Source organism: Xanthomonas sp. WHRI 8932A, assembly GCF_035012785.1.
Lineage (GTDB): Bacteria > Pseudomonadota > Gammaproteobacteria > Xanthomonadales > Xanthomonadaceae > Xanthomonas.
In genome coordinates this window covers 213,239-229,181 of sequence record NZ_JAYGQQ010000007.1, presented here as the reverse complement: position 1 = coordinate 229,181, position 15,943 = coordinate 213,239, and the positions used below count along the sequence as shown (strand labels likewise).

At 64.3% G+C, this 15,943-nt stretch carries 14 protein-coding genes and 1 other RNA gene; 9 read left to right on the top strand and 6 right to left on the bottom strand.

All coding sequences use genetic code 11. From position 1 onward, the window contains the following. Positions 1–93: 93 nt before the first annotated feature. Both yeiP and VC212_RS13285 read left to right on the top strand, forming a co-directional pair. On the top strand, positions 94–660 hold the full coding sequence (gene yeiP / locus VC212_RS13290; RefSeq protein WP_104615458.1) for an elongation factor P-like protein YeiP: 567 nt from the start codon (positions 94–96) through the stop codon (positions 658–660). Beyond that, positions 660–1,040 (top strand): hypothetical protein, encoded by a 381-nt coding sequence (locus VC212_RS13285; protein ID WP_323526035.1) that lies wholly within the window; start codon positions 660–662, stop codon positions 1,038–1,040. The genes yeiP and VC212_RS13285 overlap by 1 nt, the downstream gene beginning before the upstream one ends. 248 nt (positions 1,041–1,288) lie before the next feature. Here the strand turns inward: VC212_RS13285 and VC212_RS13280 are convergent. From VC212_RS13280 to VC212_RS13265, 4 genes are all read right to left on the bottom strand, one after another. Then, positions 1,289–1,364: non-coding RNA, sX9 sRNA (locus VC212_RS13280), on the bottom strand. A 60-nt stretch (positions 1,365–1,424) separates the two neighbouring features. Then, a complete protein-coding gene (locus tag VC212_RS13275) occupies positions 1,425–3,311 on the bottom strand; it encodes a DUF4105 domain-containing protein (protein ID WP_323526034.1) in 1,887 nt (628 codons plus the stop codon). Then, complete coding sequence (locus VC212_RS13270; RefSeq protein ID WP_323526033.1) at positions 3,308–3,601, bottom strand: DUF2388 domain-containing protein; 294 nt, start codon at positions 3,599–3,601, stop codon at positions 3,308–3,310. Before VC212_RS13270 ends, VC212_RS13275 begins: the two co-directional genes overlap by 4 nt. A 34-nt stretch (positions 3,602–3,635) precedes the next feature. Beyond that, positions 3,636–5,054 carry an FAD-binding oxidoreductase gene (locus VC212_RS13265; protein ID WP_323526032.1) on the bottom strand — a complete coding sequence of 473 codons (1,419 nt, stop codon included), beginning with the start codon at positions 5,052–5,054 and terminating at the stop codon, positions 3,636–3,638. A 208-nt stretch (positions 5,055–5,262) separates the two neighbouring features. On the opposite strand from VC212_RS13265, the gene serA reads away from it, so the two are divergent. Next, a complete protein-coding gene (serA, locus tag VC212_RS13260; RefSeq protein ID WP_323519079.1) occupies positions 5,263–6,504 on the top strand; it encodes a phosphoglycerate dehydrogenase in 1,242 nt (413 codons plus the stop codon). Between the two features lie 159 nt (positions 6,505–6,663). Here the strand turns inward: serA and VC212_RS13255 are convergent, their stop codons facing one another. Further along, complete coding sequence (locus tag VC212_RS13255) at positions 6,664–7,212, bottom strand: NUDIX hydrolase (RefSeq protein ID WP_323526088.1); 549 nt, start codon at positions 7,210–7,212, stop codon at positions 6,664–6,666. A 176-nt stretch (positions 7,213–7,388) separates the two neighbouring features. Here VC212_RS13255 and VC212_RS13250 point away from each other — a divergent pair, with 176 nt between their 5' ends. The 6 genes from VC212_RS13250 (at position 7,389) to VC212_RS13225 (ending at position 14,061) form a co-directional block, all read left to right on the top strand. Further along, on the top strand, positions 7,389–8,861 hold the full coding sequence (locus tag VC212_RS13250; protein WP_323519080.1) for an amino acid permease: 1,473 nt from the start codon (positions 7,389–7,391) through the stop codon (positions 8,859–8,861). A 177-nt stretch (positions 8,862–9,038) separates the two neighbouring features. After that, a complete protein-coding gene (locus VC212_RS13245) occupies positions 9,039–10,469 on the top strand; it encodes an amino acid permease (RefSeq protein ID WP_323526031.1) in 1,431 nt (476 codons plus the stop codon). Between the two features lie 91 nt (positions 10,470–10,560). Beyond that, positions 10,561–11,214, top strand: a complete 654-nt coding sequence (locus VC212_RS13240; protein WP_055846428.1) for a methylthioribulose 1-phosphate dehydratase — start codon at positions 10,561–10,563, stop codon at positions 11,212–11,214. A gap of 35 nt (positions 11,215–11,249) precedes the next feature. Beyond that, positions 11,250–11,816: an acireductone dioxygenase gene (locus VC212_RS13235; protein WP_115512852.1), complete on the top strand. Its 567-nt coding sequence runs from the start codon at positions 11,250–11,252 to the stop codon at positions 11,814–11,816. A 2-nt stretch (positions 11,817–11,818) separates the two neighbouring features. Then, complete coding sequence (mtnC, locus tag VC212_RS13230; protein WP_055846422.1) at positions 11,819–12,517, top strand: acireductone synthase; 699 nt, start codon at positions 11,819–11,821, stop codon at positions 12,515–12,517. A 509-nt stretch (positions 12,518–13,026) separates the two neighbouring features. Further along, positions 13,027–14,061 (top strand): C13 family peptidase, encoded by a 1,035-nt coding sequence (locus VC212_RS13225; RefSeq protein ID WP_323526030.1) that lies wholly within the window; start codon positions 13,027–13,029, stop codon positions 14,059–14,061. A 266-nt stretch (positions 14,062–14,327) separates the two neighbouring features. Here VC212_RS13225 and VC212_RS13220 read toward each other — a convergent pair whose 3' ends face one another. Further along, complete coding sequence (locus VC212_RS13220) at positions 14,328–15,914, bottom strand: calcineurin-like phosphoesterase family protein (protein WP_323526029.1); 1,587 nt, start codon at positions 15,912–15,914, stop codon at positions 14,328–14,330. Positions 15,915–15,943: the final 29 nt, after the last annotated feature.

The following is a 15,943-nucleotide window of genomic DNA, read 5'->3' as shown; positions in this document are numbered from 1 at the left end:
TGGGGAATCGAGAATGGGGAATCGCAATGGCGCCTTACTCTCAGCACCCCGCTACCGGCTTTTCCAATTCCCCATTCCCTACTCACGATTCCCATGAAAGCTAACGACATCAAGAAAGGCAACGTCGTCGAATACAACGGCGGCATTTACCAGATTCGCGACATCGAGCGCAGCTCGCCGCAGGGGCGCGGCGGCAACGTGCGCTTCCGCTTCATCATGTACAGCGTGCCGGGCGGCGTAAAAACCGATGCCAGTTTCGATGCCGACGACAATCTGCCCGAAGTGGAACTGCTGCGTCGCCTGTCCACGTTTTCGTACAAGGATGGCGAAGCGTTCGTGTTCATGGACGACGAAGACTTCACGCCCTACACGCTGGACGCCGATGTGATCGGCACCGACGCCGGCTACATCACCGATGGCTTGACCGGCATCTATGTGCAGGTGATCGACGACCAGCCGGTGGCGGTGCAGCTGCCGCAGACGGTGACGCTGGAAGTGATCGAGACGCCACCGGAGCTCAAGGGCGGCACCGCCACCAAGCGTCCCAAACCGGCCAAGCTCAACACCGGCATGGAAATCATGGTGCCCGAGTACATCACCAACGGTGAGCGCGTGCTGGTCAACACCACCACCGGCGAATTTGCCGGCCGCGCCGACTGATGCGTCGCCTGGCCGTTGCCCTGACGCTGGGGCTGCTGGCTGCCTGCACCACGGAACCGGCCCCTGCGCCGGCCTCCGCTGCGGTCGCCTGCACCGATCCCAAGGTGGAAGAAGAATGGCTGCAACATCCGGCAGGCCTGTGCGGCATGCCGGAGGATGTGCGCAAGCTGGTGGAGGACTACGACACCTGCGAACACTTCGCCGGCGAAGAGCCGTACGACGCCGACCGTCGCCACGAAATCGAAGTGGCGATTGCGCAGTTCTGCACACCGGCACCGGCACGCCTTGCCAAGCTGATGCAGCGGTACCGCAACGATGCGCAGGTGAGCCAGTGGTTGCGGCAATACGCCACCCAGGCGGAGTTGCAGCCGGCGAGCTGAGCAGTGCGTGAGTTATAGCGGCTTGTTGCGGGTTCGATTGCCGCAAGCCGCTCTTTCACGATGGAACGTGCCCAGTGCCGTGTATTCCGAACTTTACTTCGCGGCGCAACGCCGCATGCGCGCTATTGTCAGTGTCGACTCATTCGTAATCGTCTGGAAAGACTTTCACGTCGCGGGCGTGTCCGTTTCCCGGCTGCCCCGCAATGCCTGCAACGCTGCTACCCAAAGACGCGGACGCCACTTAGAGCGGCTAACAACACGTAGCGAGCAGTCGCCAGGTGGGTGCGTGCGGCGCGGAGGAAGCGGAGTGTACGCGTGGCACATGCCGCACCGAGCACCGGCCGCACCCGCCTCGCGGCTGCACAGCCGTGTTGTTAGCTGCTCTTATTGTGCAGTTGCCACACGCTGCTCCGGCAATACCGCAACCGCCTGCACCGGCTGTGCAAGCACCCGCAGTCGTGCACGCAGTCTTTCCACGTTCGCCTCGCCTTGCTCCAGATCGGCACGCAACTCAGCCGGCAACTGTTGTCGGCCCAAGGCCTGCAATTGCTTCCAGCCATCGGCCAAGCCACCGCTTGCCTGGGCGACCTGCGCGCTCACACGTTGTTGCTCGTCGGCCTGCGGCAGTCCGTAGCCGGGGCCATCGAGATCGGAGTCATCGAGAAGCGCCGCCGGGTGACTGAGCTGCGCCTGCCGGGCGAACAGACTCTGCAGCTGCTCCTGCACTGCTGCGCGCTCGGCAATGCCGGGCCGCAACAGGCGCTTGAGCGCATCGCGCGCCACCAGTTCCTGTCGCCGTAACGCGGCTTGTTCCAGCAGCAATGCGGCTGCGGTTTCGCGTAAGCCACCGCGGTCGAACCACTGCGCGCGTGCATCAGGCGCAGCATCCAGCCATTGCGCGACACTCGTCTGCGGCACCGGGATGCCGCGTCGAAGCACATCGAACATGGCCTGATAATGCGCGGCCGCCGATTCGAAGTAATAGCCCTGACGTGTGGCCTGCGCGCGGTCGTCCAGCACGCGCAGATCGGCAAGGCCGGCACGCTGCAGGCGCTGGCGCACGCCACGCGGAGTGATCGACGACAGGCCGGCTGCGGCCAGACGCGGCACCCCGTCGTGCAACAACTTGTAGGTTTCCACCGCGCAGTTGTTGCTGATGAAGTAATAGCGCCCGTCGTAGCTCCAGTGCACCTGCGCGGCGCGCGTCAGCAAAGCGGCGATCTCATCCGGGCTCAGCGCCAGCGGCACCGACGACAGGGCACGCAGTTCCACCTTGGTGTATTCGTCGATGACCTGGTTCAACGGCAGCACGAACAGCCGCGACGGATAGGAGCCGGTCAGCCCGCGCCAGCTGGAGATCTGCACATCGCCAACGAACGCACGAAACGACAGCACGCGGTGATACTGCAGATCCAGCCGGCACGCCGGCCCTGGCATGCGACCGGGCGCGCAGATCACCAGCCGCAACATGCTATGGCCCCAGCGACTCATCGGCTGCTCGTTGCCTTCGGCAAGCAGATAATCCACCGCATAGACGCGCGATGGATCCAGCGTCAGCAGCGACATCGCACCGGCATCGTTGTCGGCCTGTAGATACGGCAAGGTCGGCGCGCATGCTGCCGCATTCTGCGACGGCCCTAACCGCTCGGAAAACCATGCCGCCAGCGCGGGACGGCGGCAGGCATAGTCCGCATCCAGCACGTAATGCTCGAGATTGACGGCAACAAATTCGGCCGGGCTATGTCGCTCGTACGCATCGGGACTACGGTCACTGAAGCGGTTTGCGCCGCGTCCGACCCGCCAGGGACGCACCTGCCAGCCGGCAAGATCGCGCAGGCGTGGGTCGCGCGATAAGCTGCTGCCGGTGCCACGGTCGCGCACATGTGCCAATTCGTGCACCACCGCTGCCATCGCCGCCCGCGTGGCTGGTGCGCCGATGTCGGAGCGTGCGCTGGCGGACTGCACGCTCCAGGCTTGCAACAACGCATGATCGAGCAGGATGCGATTGCCGATCGCGCGGCCGTGCACCTGCGCCGGCAGATCGCGGCGCCACTGCAATTGAACGGGTTCCGCGTCGCGCCCTACCCAGCCCGTCGGCAACCGCTGTAAGACTTGCTGCACCAGCGCCTGGCTGGCAGCGCGCTCTGACGGAGTCAACTCCGATGCGACAACCGTCACCTGCAGCTTAGGCGAAAGCTGCGGTTGGGCTTGCGCCGCCGGTGCGATCGCTGCGGCCAGCCACAGCCATGCGCACCGGCGACGACGATTCACTGCGCCAGGATGGACTGAGCCAATTCCAGATCGCTGGACACACGCGCCGCATCGCTGCGACTGCGCAATTGCAGCAACGCCGCTTCCAGACGCGCGCCGCGAATGGCGCCATCGCTGGCGACGAAGCCGGCCGCATCTTCGCGTGCGTCGGCAACCACCTTGTCGTCGCCGGAACTGCTGCTGTTGGACGAACCGGCAGACGATGCACCGGCCGAAGTACCCGCAAGACTGGATGCGGCGGCTGCCAGCGGCAGCACGGTCAAAGCACAAAACACCAGAGAGCGCATCATCGGCGTGTCGATTCCATGTGAGGTGATGAAGAGACTACCCGGCAGGCGTCGCGCCGGGCACGTTGTCCATGTCGAACAGCTTGCCGGGATTCAGCAAAAGCTGAGGATCCAGCACATGTTTGACGCCACGCATCAGCGCGATTTCTGCGGCAGAGCGCGTGCTCCCCAGGTACGGCTTCTTGACCAGGCCAATGCCGTGTTCGGCGGAAATGCTGCCGCCAAAGCGCTGCAACGCGTGCGCCAGCACCTTGGTGACCTGATCGCAGGCCGTCACAAAATCAGCCTGACTGGTGTCGTCGGGCTTGAGCACATTGATATGCAGGTTGCCGTCGCCGATATGACCGAACCACACCACATCGAAGTGCGGATACGCCTCGCCGAGCAACGCCTGGGTTTCGGCCAAAAACGGCGGCATTGCCGAGATGCGCACCGACACGTCGTTCTTGTACGGCGTATAGCGCGCCACCGCTTCGGTGATGCCCTCGCGCAGCCGCCACAGTTGCGCGGCCTGCGCATCGCTCTGGCTGATCACCCCGTCGCTGACCCAGCCCTGCTCCATGCAGGTTTCAAACGCAGCCATCGCGGCAGCTTCCTGCGCTGTATCGCCGGCCGCGAACTCGGTGACCACGTAATACGGGTGCACCTCGGCAAACGGTGCCTGCGCGCCGTGCGCGAGCACGTGCTCCAGCGCGCGGTCGGTGAAGAACTCGAACGCTTCCAGACGCAGCTGCGCGCGGAACGCGGCAAACACCTGCATCAACACCTCGAACGAGGGCAGTGCCAGCAGCATCACATTGCTCGGCGGCGGCGGGTCGGTCAGCCGCAGCGTCGCTTCGACCACGATACCGAGCGTGCCTTCGGAACCGATCATCAGATGACGGAAATCGTAGCCGCTGGAATTTTTCACCAACGCATTGTTGAGCTCGAGCAACTCTCCGCCGCCGGTGACCACTTTCAAACCGGCCACCCATTCGCGCGTGTTGCCATAGCGGATCACGCGAATGCCACCAGCATTGGTGGCGATGTTGCCGCCGATCGAGCAGGACCCGCGTGCGGCGAAATCCACCGGATACACCAGCCCGTGGTCGCGCGCGGCGTTGTGCACCGCTTCCAGCGGCATGCCGGCCTGTACGGTGAGCGTGCGATCCACCGCGTTGAAGTCCAGCGGCTTGTTCAAGCGTTCCAGGCTGAGCACCAGCTCGCCATTGGCGGCCACCGCGCCACCGGACAAACCGGTACGGCCGCCCGATGGCACCACCGCCACGCCTTGCGCATTCGCCCATTGCACCACGGCCTGCACTTCTTCGACCGAGCCTGGCAGTGCAATGGCCAGCGGGTTGGGCGTCCAGCGCCGGGTCCAGTCGCGGCCGTAATGCTCCAGGTCGGCCGGCTCGGTCTTCAAACGCAATGCCGGCACGGCCTGTTGCAACGAAAGAATGCGGGGATCGGTCATGGGGCACGGCGCGGCAGTAGGAACCGCACAGCGTGCCAGTGCGCGCCGGCCTCGTCCAGTTGCGCTGTGGTGCGCTTGCGCTGCGTTGGATTCAGCTGAAACCGTTGCAGCGCAAGGGATTGCCGCGTGCAACCCATGCATGGCGAGCACCCAATCCGGCACCTCATCTGGCATAGTTGCCGACCCGATTGCTGCAATGCGCTCCCCCATGTCGCCGAAGAGAACCTCGTTTCCCAAGCAGGACATCCGCGTCCTGTTGCTGGAAGGCATCAGCCCGACCGCCGTGGATGTATTCCGCGCCGCCGGTTATTCGCAGATCGAATTGCACGCCAAGTCGTTGCCCGAAGACGAGCTCATCGCGCGCATCGCCGACGCGCATATCGTTGGCATCCGCTCGCGTACGCAGTTGAGCGCCGAGGTGCTGGCGCATGCCAAGCGGCTGATGGCGGTGGGCTGCTTCTGTATCGGCACCAATCAGGTCGACCTGGACGCGGCCGAGCTGGCCGGCATTCCGGTGTTCAACGCACCCTACTCCAACACCCGCAGCGTGGCCGAGCTGGTGATCGCCGAGGCGATCCTGCTGCTGCGCGGCATCCCGCAGAAAAATGCCGAATGTCATCGCGGAGGCTGGTCCAAATCGGCCGCTGGCAGCCACGAAACGCGCGGCAAGGTGCTGGGCATCGTCGGCTACGGGCACATCGGCACCCAGGTTGGCGTGCTGGCCGAATCCTTAGGGATGCAGGTGATCTTCCACGACATCGAAACCAAGCTGTCGCTGGGTAACGCCCGTGCGGCGATCGATCTGGACGACCTGCTGGCGCGCTCGGACGTGGTGACGCTGCACGTGCCGGAGACGCCATCCACCAAGGACATGATCGGCGCGGCAGAAATCGCCCGCATGAAGCCTGGCGCGCATCTGATCAACGCCTCGCGCGGCACCGTGATCGACATCGACGCGCTGGATGCGGCACTCACCTCCGGCCAGATCGGCGGCGCGGCGGTGGACGTGTTCCCGATCGAGCCCAAGGGCAATGGCGATGCATTCGAATCGCCATTGATCGCGCACGACAACGTGATCCTGACCCCGCATGTAGGCGGCAGCACGCTGGAAGCGCAGGACAATATCGGCATCGAAGTGGCCGCCAAACTGGTGCGCTACAGCGATAACGGCAGCACCTTGTCGGCAGTGAATTTCCCGGAAGTGACGCTGCCCGAGCACCCCGACAGCCTGCGGTTGCTGCACATCCACCGCAACGTGCCGGGCGTGCTGTCCAAGATCAACGAGTTGTTCTCGCGCCACAACGTCAACATCGACGGCCAGTTCCTGCGTACCGATGCCAAGGTCGGCTACGTGGTGATCGACGTCAGCGCCAGCGAAGCGCAGGCCACCGCGCTGAAGGAAGGCCTGGCCTTGATCGAAGGGACATTGCGGACGCGGATTTTGTATTGAGGTGTTGGTGGAGGAGCGGCCCTCATCCGGCGCTTTGCGCCACCTTCTCCCGCAAGCGGGAGAAGGAGTGCAGGTCATCCTTCTCCCGCGTGCTGCCTTCTCCCGCCTGCGGGAGAAGGTGCCCGCAGGGCGGATGAGGGCGCACTCCTTTAGCCCCCATCACACGCCTCGGGCCACCCACTTCTCGGCCATACGCCGCATCGACGGATCCAGCTCTGGCTCGGCGAGCAGCTCGGCAATCGGGCGCCACGCCAGCGCCAGCGACTCTTCGCTGACTTCGAACGCCTCGTCCGCGCCTGCGACCACCACGTAACGCGCGTCGAAATGCCAGTGCCCCGCCACCTCGCCGCGCGCGGGGATCCAGTGGCGGTCCAGGTCGAATAGCTCGGCATCTGCCAGCCGCAAACCGGTCAGACCGGATTCTTCTTCGGCTTCTCGCAACGCCACCTGCGCCAGATCGCGGTCGCCGTCGGCGTGGCCGCCCAGCTGCAGCCAGCGCTGCAACTTGCGGTGGTGGGTCAGCAGCGTGCGGCTGCCGTCGGCGCTGACCACCCAGGCCGAGCCGGTGAAATGACCTTCGACACGCTCGCGCACGAACGGATCGGTGGCATCGTCCAGCAGCTGCACGAACTGGTCGGCCACCTCGGCCTCGTCCGGCCAACGTGCGCGGTAGGCAGCCAGTTGCTGCCGCAGGGTTGCATCCACCATCTGTCGTTCTCGGTTGCGCATGGATCAGCGACCATTATCGCCATTCATGCTGCGTACGCGCTTGTCGTGAGCGTGTAGCTTTGGCAAGGTAGGCCGCTTGCCTGTCCCACTGGGATGCGGCGCACACCTTCGCCCAGGCGCGCGCGCCTTTGTTCTGCCACTTAGGGATGTACCGAATGCTGAAGTCTCTGTTGAGGGTCAAACCGATCGAGCCCGCTGGACATGTGGATGCGGGCGAACCGGTCGAAGGCAGCCTGCAGGGCGAAGCGACGCTACAACGGACCCTCACCGCCAAGCATCTGATCATGCTCGGCATCGGCGCAGTGATCGGCGCCGGTATTTTCGTGTTGACCGGCCAGGCCGCGGCCAATCACGCCGGCCCCGCAGTGATGTTGTCGTTCGTCTTCGCCGGTATCGCCTGCGCCTTCGCCGGCCTGTGCTACGCCGAGTTCGCGGCGATGATGCCGGTCTCGGGAAGCGCGTACTCCTACTCGTACGCCACCCTCGGCGAAGGCATCGCCTGGTTCATCGGCTGGTGCCTGGTGCTGGAATACCTGTTTGCCGGTTCCAGCGTCGCGGTCGGTTGGTCCGCCTATCTCATCAGCTTCCTGACCGGCACGCTCGGATTGCCGTTCCCGGCAGAACTTGCGGGTGCGCCATTGGCCTGGGACGGTCATGGCTTTGTCAGCTCCGGCAACATCGTCAACCTGCCGGCGGTGCTGATCGTCGCCGCGGTGAGCATGCTGTGCTACGTGGGCGTCACGCAATCAGCGTTCGCCAATGCGATCGTGGTGGCGATCAAGGTCGTGGTGATCTGCCTGTTCGTCGGCTTCGGCATCGCCTATATCGACCCGGCGAACTGGCACCCCTTCATCCCGGAAAACACCGGTCCGGGCCAGTTCGGCTGGGATGGGGTGTTCCGCGCGGCGTCCATCGTGTTCTTCTCCTACATCGGTTTCGACGCGGTCTCCACCTCCGCTGGCGAGACCAAGGACCCGCAGAAAAACATGCCGATCGGCATCCTGGTGTCGCTGGCGGTCTGCACGGTTATTTACATCATCGTCTGTGCGGTGTTGACCGGATTGCTGCCCTATACCCAGCTTGGCACCGCCAAGCCGGTGGCCACCGCGCTGGAAGCGCACCCGCAATTGAGCTGGCTCAAAACCGCGGTGGAGATCGGCGCGATCGCCGGCCTGTCCTCGGTGGTATTGGTGATGCTGATGGCGCAGCCGCGCATCTTCTACACCATGGCCAAAGATGGATTGATGCCCAAGCTGTTCGGCAAGGTGCACCCGAAATTCCATACGCCCTACGTCGGCACCATCTTCGTCGGCGTGGTCGCGGCGCTGCTGGCCGGGGTGATTCCGTTGAATGTGCTGGGTGAACTGGTGTCGATGGGTACCCTGCTCGCCTTCGCCACCGTGTGCGCCGGGGTGATGGTGCTGCGCTTCACCAAGCCCGAGCTGGAGCGCCCGTTCCGGGTGCCGCTGGCGATGGTGATCTGCCCGCTGGGCGCATTGGCCTGCCTGTTCCTGTTCTTCCAGGCCTTCCAGGAGCACTGGAAGGTGTTCGTGGGCTGGACCGTGATCGGCCTGTTCATCTATTTCGGCTATGGCATCCACCATAGCCGTCTGGCCCGCAAGGCTTGATTGCGAGTCCCTCGCAACAACCCGCACATCCGTGTGCGGGGATTTGACAACGCGAGTCCCTCGCAACAGCCCGCACATCCGTGTGCGGGGATTTGACAACGCGAGTCCCCCGCAACAGCCCGCACATCCCGCAAAAGCACGCACCGTCACGCGCAGGGATTCAACAGGAATCGCTCCATGTTCAAACAACTTTGGGCTACCAAACACCCGCACGCCAGCCATGAGGCGGCCGACGGGCTGGGCCTTCAACGCGCGCTCGGTCCCTGGGGGCTGACTGCCCTGGGCATCGGCGCGGTGATCGGCGGCGGCATCTTCGTGATCACCGGCCAGGCCGCGGCCGACCATGCCGGCCCGGCGATCGTGCTGTCGTTCGTGCTCGCAGCGATCTGCTGCGCGTTCTGCGCCATGGCCTACGCCGAATTTGCGGCCATGGTGCCGGTGTCCGGCAGCGCCTACACCTATACCTACGCCACCTTCGGCGAGCTGGCGGCCTGGTTCATCGGCTGGATGCTGGTGCTGGAATACGGCGTCTCCGCCTCGGCGGTGGCGGTCAGCTGGACCGGCTACTTCCTCAGCCTGCTGGAACACTTCGGCATCCATTTACCCGCCTCGCTGGTCAGCGCACCGCTGGACGGCAAGCTGCAGCGCACCGGCGCGATCGCCAATCTGCCGGCCGCGGGCATCGTCTTGTTGCTGACCTGGCTGTGCTATGTCGGCATCCGCAAATCGTCGGCGATGAACATGGCGATGGTGATCCTCAAGACCGGGCTGATCATCCTGGTCATCGCGGCCGGCTGGAAGTACGTGGACCCGGCCAACTGGCATCCCTTCATCCCCGCCAACGAAGCACCGGGCAAGTACGGCATGGAGGGCGTGCTGCGCGGTGCGGCGATGGTGTTCTTCGCCTATATCGGCTTCGAGGCCGTGTCGGTGGCGGCGCAGGAATCGCACCGGCCGCAGCGCGACCTGCCGATCGGCATGATGCTGTCGCTGGTGATCTGCACCGTGCTCTACATCGCCATGGCCGCGGTGATGACTGGCCTGGTGCCGTTCACCCAGCTGGGCACCGACGAGCCGGTAGTGACGGCTGTGGCTGCGCATCCGCAGCTGGCCTGGTTGCGGGTGGTGGTGGAAGTGGGCGCGCTGATCGGGTTGTCGTCGGTGGTGCTGGTGATGATCATCGGGCAGCCGCGCATCTTCATGATCATCGCGCGCGACGGCCTGCTGCCGGCGATCTTCACCCGCATCCATCCCAAGTACCGCACGCCGCATATCAATACCGTCATCACCGGCGTGGGAATCGCACTACTGGCTGCCATCTTCCCGCTGGATGTACTGGGCGAGCTGACCTCGATGGGCACGCTGATCGCCTTCGCTGCCGTGTGCGCCGGTGTCTTGATCCTGCGCCGCACACATCCGGAACTGCCGCGTCCGTTCCGCATGCCGGCCGCGTGGCTGATCTGCAGCGCCGGTGTGCTGAGCTGCCTGGCCTTGCTGTCGGCAATGACCTTGCACAACTGGATGCTGATGGGTCTATGGACCTTGGTGGGGCTGGTGGTCTATTTCGGCTACGGCTATCGCCACAGCCGTCTGCGCGACAACCGCTGACCCCGCGCGTGTACGGAGTCCGGGCGTGGCAGGTCGAACACCCTGCTGCGCTGCACCTGACCGTAATCTGGTGGGGCAGTAGAATAGCCGTATGAATGCGACCACTGCCCCCCTGCCCTATAGCGCCGCCCGTTTGCACGAGCTGGCGCAGTTGCTGATCGGCAACATCCGCGAGCTGGCCCAGGCCGGCTGGACGCCCGCCACCAGCAGCAATTTTTCTCATCGTCTGGACGAACAGCACGCCGCGATTACCGTGTCCGGCCGCGACAAGGGCCGCCTGGTCGAAGAAGACATCATGGTGGTGGACTTCGATGGCCAGGCCGTTGGCCGCCCGCTGCGCCCATCCGCCGAAACCTTGCTGCATACCCAGCTGTATCGCCGCTTCCCGGAGATCGGCTGCGTGCTGCATACGCATTCGCCGGTGCAGACAATTGCGTCCCGCCTGTATGCAGGCAGCGGCGCGATCCGTCTGGAAGGCTACGAATTGCTCAAGGCGTTCGAAGGCAATACCACCCACGACACTGCAATGGACGTGCCGGTGTTCGCCAACACCCAGGACATGCAGGTGCTGGCCGCGCAGGTCGAGGCCTTGCTGGACAAACAGAGCATGTGGGGGTATCTCATCGAAGGACACGGCCTGTATGCCTGGGGCCGCAACATGGCCGAGGCACGCCGCCATCTGGAAGCGTTCGAATTCCTGCTGCATTGCGAACTCGAACTGCTGAAACTGCGCGGCCCGCGCTGAGTGTTGTCCGCCCCCCATTCGTGAGCCAGACCGACATGAGCCGACTGCGTATCTTTGCCGACACCAACCCGACCACTCCGGAATTCGACAGCCGCGACGGCGATGCGATCGCTGCCGAGCTGGTCAAGATCGGCGTCACCTTCGAGCGCTGGGCTGCCAGCCAGCCGGTCGAACCCGGCGCCACGCCCGAACAAGTGATGGCCGCCTACCGCGCCGACATCGACCGCATCAGCAGCGAGCGCGGCTTCAAGACCGTGGACGTGGTGAGCATCGCGCCGGATAACCCCAAGCGCGAAGAAATGCGCGCCAAGTTCCTGGACGAACACTTTCACAAGGAAGACGAGGTGCGTTTCTTCGTCGCCGGCTCGGGCTTGTTCACGCTGCACGTGGATGCCAAGGTCTACGAGATCGAGTGCGTCAAGGACGACCTGATCGCGGTGCCCGATGGCACCTTGCACTGGTTCGACATGGGGCCGGAGCCGCATTTTGTGGCGATCCGCTTCTTCACCGAGCCGGACGGCTGGGTCGGACATTTCACCGGCACCGAAATCGCCAAACAATTCCCCCGCTACGCCCCCGAGACACCTCACAAGGCCAGCTGACGATGACACGACCGCAAGCGATCCTCACCGATATCGAAGGTACGACCAGCAGCATTTCGTTCGTCAAGGACGTGCTGTTTCCGTATGCACGCCGTGCCATGCCCGCCTACGTGCGCGAGCACGGCAATCACCCGCAGGTGCGTCACTGGCTCAACCAGGTGGCCGACGAGATCGGCGAAGACGTGCCGGACGAGGTGTTGATCACCACGCTGCAGACCTGGATCGACGAGGACCGCAAGCACACCGCGCTCAAGGCCTTGCAAGGGCTGATCTGGGGCGACGGCTACAAGACTGCCGACTTCACCGCGCACATCTATGCCGATGCGGCGATCCAGCTGCAGGCCTGGCACGCGCAGGGAATCCCGCTGTACGTATATTCGTCCGGCTCGGTACCGGCGCAGAAGCTGTTCTTCGCGCATAGCGATGCCGGCGACCTGAGTGGTTTGATCACCGACTGGTTCGATACCGAGCTTGGCCCCAAGCGCGAGAGCGCCAGCTATCGCCGCATTATCGAGCGCATCGGCAAGCCTGCAACGGAGATCCTGTTCTTGTCGGACGTGATCGAAGAACTCGACGCCGCCAAGCGCACCGGCATGCGCACCGCGCTGCTGGACCGCCGCGAAGACTATCCAACGCCACGCTCGGCCGAGGACGTGGGCAGCCACCTGCGCGTGGAAAGTTTTTCGCAGCTGGTGTTTTGAGCTGGCAAGTTCGCTGAGACATCGGCTGTCGCGGTGCGGCGGCCGATGAGGTTGCAAGAACGCCGTGTGTGATGCGTTGCACGTAGGACCTACAGGCACCTGGACCGAAGCCTCATGTGATGGATTGGCCCTTGTGCGACGACTGATCGCGGCCGCATGAGGGCACATCTTGTAAGCAGCACAGCCGTGTTGAAGCCACCGAAGCAGGCTGGCTTGGCGCAACCGATTGCCAGCTAGCGCATGCGTCAGTGGAGTAACTGGTTCGCCAGCTGATGCATGCGCCAACGACGGGTTGGAAGACGATGCGCAGCGGCTTGCAAGGCTGAAAGATGCGTTCTGATCTGCGCCCCACCACTTCTGGCTTGAGCAGTCTCCGCATCTGTCTGAGGGCAGTCGCAGTCGCCAGATGCAACGTTCGATCGACCGCCCCACACATTCCCATTCCACGCATCATCGAGGCATCGGCGTTGTCCCCATCGCTCCAATCACGCTTGGCGTCGCACGCGTTGATGCGCCGGATGCTGGTGCTGCTCGCCGTGGTCTTGCTGGTTGCCGGCTGTCATCCCGATGCGGGTGCGGCGTTGCCAGCACAGACTGCGGACGACGCGGCGCAGGTGGACCCGGTCGACCAGGCCGCGCTGAAAAAAGCGCTGGCCGCCGTGCAGCCGCAACGCCCCGGCGTCACCGATCTATATGTCGTCGGCTTTGCCGGCGACGCGAGCGACGACGTGTTTCGTAACGAAACGCTGTACCTCAAGCAATTGTTCGAACAACGCTTCGATGCGCGCGGCCGCGTGGTCGCGCTGGTCAACAACCCGGACAATCTGGGCGAGCAGCCGTACGCACCGTTGGCGACCTACGACAATCTCTACGACACGCTCGCTGCGATCGGCAAGCGCATGGATCGCAAGGAAGATGCGCTGCTGCTGTTCGTCACCACCCACGGTACCGAAGACCACACGCTGTATGTGCAGGTGGATCAGAACGAAGAAGACTTCATCAGCCCGCAGGATCTGCGCAAGGCGCTGGACGATGCCGGTATCGACAATCGCATCATCGTGCTGTCGGCCTGCTATTCGGGCGGCTTCATTCCGGCGCTGCGCTCGCCGGACACGCTAGTCCTGACCGCGGCACGTGCCGATCGGCCATCGTTCGGCTGTGGCAACACGTCCAATGCCACCTACTTCGGCCAAGCCTGGCTGATCGATGCGATGAACCGCAGCGACGATCCGCTGGCCGCCTTCGACATCGCCAAGACCGCGATCACCGCGCGCGAGAAACAGGACGGCGAGTTGCCGTCATTGCCGCAACAATCGTTGGGCCGGCGCATTGCGCCGGTAGTGGCGCGCTGGCGCGCCGGGCTGCACCTCGGCCCAGCAATTGCCTATCCGTATCCGCCGCTGGAGGTCGACCCCAACGCCGATATGGACGCCGAAGCGCAGAGCGAGGCTGACGCCGAACCGGCAGCCGATACGGCGGGAGCGGCGTCGCCTGCGTCGCGACGCAACGCACCGACTCGCCCGACACCCGCATCATCGCGATAAAGCCGACGCGCTGAGACTAATTCTCATTTCGCCAGCAATGTCTGCGCATCGCTACACTCGCGCAGCCAGCCAGCACCTCGCCAGCCAGCACCGATCTTCGCCAGCGCGCCTTCGCCTGCCAGCCCGGATCTCAAGACGCCTCCTTCGTGGAGGCGTTTGCGTTTGTGGGGCTCGATACCGAGCCCCCCAGCGATGCCGCAAGAGCGTCATTGGGCGCGGCGGGCGTTACCGCAACACCTCTTGCCGCCTTGCACGCGCGCATCTGCTCAAGGATCGGCGCGCTGCAAGCGATACACCGTGCGTGCGCTGTATTGCCCGGTCGGCAAGGTGGCGCGCACCTCGACGACATGTTCGCCAACGCCGAGCGTGGTGGGCAACGCGCTGCGCCACAGATGCGTCGATGGCGTGGCTTCAGGCGAGCGGTCGTAACCACGCAGTTCCGGCGCTGCATCGTCGCGCGCATTCTCCGCAAGCAGCACTGGGTCCGCACGCTCGACGCGCTTCATCGCCTGCCACGGCCCAGCATCGATGCGCGACTCCACCACGGTGCTGTCCTGCCCCATGAACACATTGGCGTACACGCCCCAGGCCGCATACGCACCCTGCCGTAGCAACTTGGGCGCAGACAGCGACAGTTGCGCATCGTCGGCCGCGCGCGCAGCGTGATAGGCCAGGGTGTAGTCGCCGCTGGGAGCGACCTTCAGCACTGCATAACCGTTGGGCGTGCCGTCGCTCATCGTCGCAGCGGGAATGCCGTCGGCATCCTTGACGCCGGACCAGAACGCACCGCAGGCCGCGCCAACGTTGTATTCGTGCAACGGGCGCGCGCCCTGCCAGCCTTCGTCCGCGCCATGCTCCACCTGCCGCTGCGTGTGGCTATGCCCGCTGAGCACCAGCACATGCGGGAAATCCTTCAGCAGCGCGAACAGGCGGCTACGGTCAGCATGCCGGAAGGTCTCCTGCCCCGGGGCTGCATCGAACAACGGGATATGCATGCCCAGCACCAGCAAGCGCTCGCGCGGCAGCTGCGCCAGATAGGCCTGCAGAAACACGAACTGGTCTTCGCGCAGACCGCCCACATACGCCGGCTTGCCGCCGGGTGTATAGATCACATCGTCCAGAAACACGAAACTGGCGTTGGCTTCTTCTACCGCGTAGGTGTCTGGCCCGTACACCGCACGCCAGCTGTCGAGCGACTGCAGATCGTCGCCGGCATCGAAATTCAGATCGTGATTGCCGGGCACATGAAACCACGGCACGCCAAGCTGCGTGGTGACCTTGTTCAAGGCCGGATACAGGCTCAGATCGTCGCTGACGATGTCGCCCAATGTGGTGCCGAGCCGGGCGGCGGTCTTGCCGACCAGCGGCGCCACGATATCGCGCTGGTAATAGCCCACATCGGTGAGGTTGGCGGTCTGGGTGTCGGCAAACACCAGCATGTCGAAGCCACTGCCTGCCGCCTGCGTGCGCGGCGTCAGCGCGAAATTCCAGTCATGCATCTTGCGACCGGTCGCGGCGATGCCTAGATACTTGCGCTTGATCGAACCGCGCGGCGCGTAGTGCCGCCAGAACCCGGGCAAGCCGTCAGCGGCAGGCACAAAACCGCGATCGCCCGGTTTGATCACGAACACCGTCTGCCCCTCGCGCACCGGCAAACGATAGCGACCTTGTACATCGGTACGCACGATCTGCGTGCCGTTGGACACCGCCACATCGGCAACACCGGACTCATCGGCACTGCGGCCGGCACGCCCGTCGCGTTCTTCGTACACGATGCCATCGACCACCGCATCGCGTGCATACGCGCTGCCGGCGAGCACACCCAGGGCTAGAAGAGCGAAGCGAAGCTGCATGCGTGTTCCCGCGATAAGACCAGCGGAAA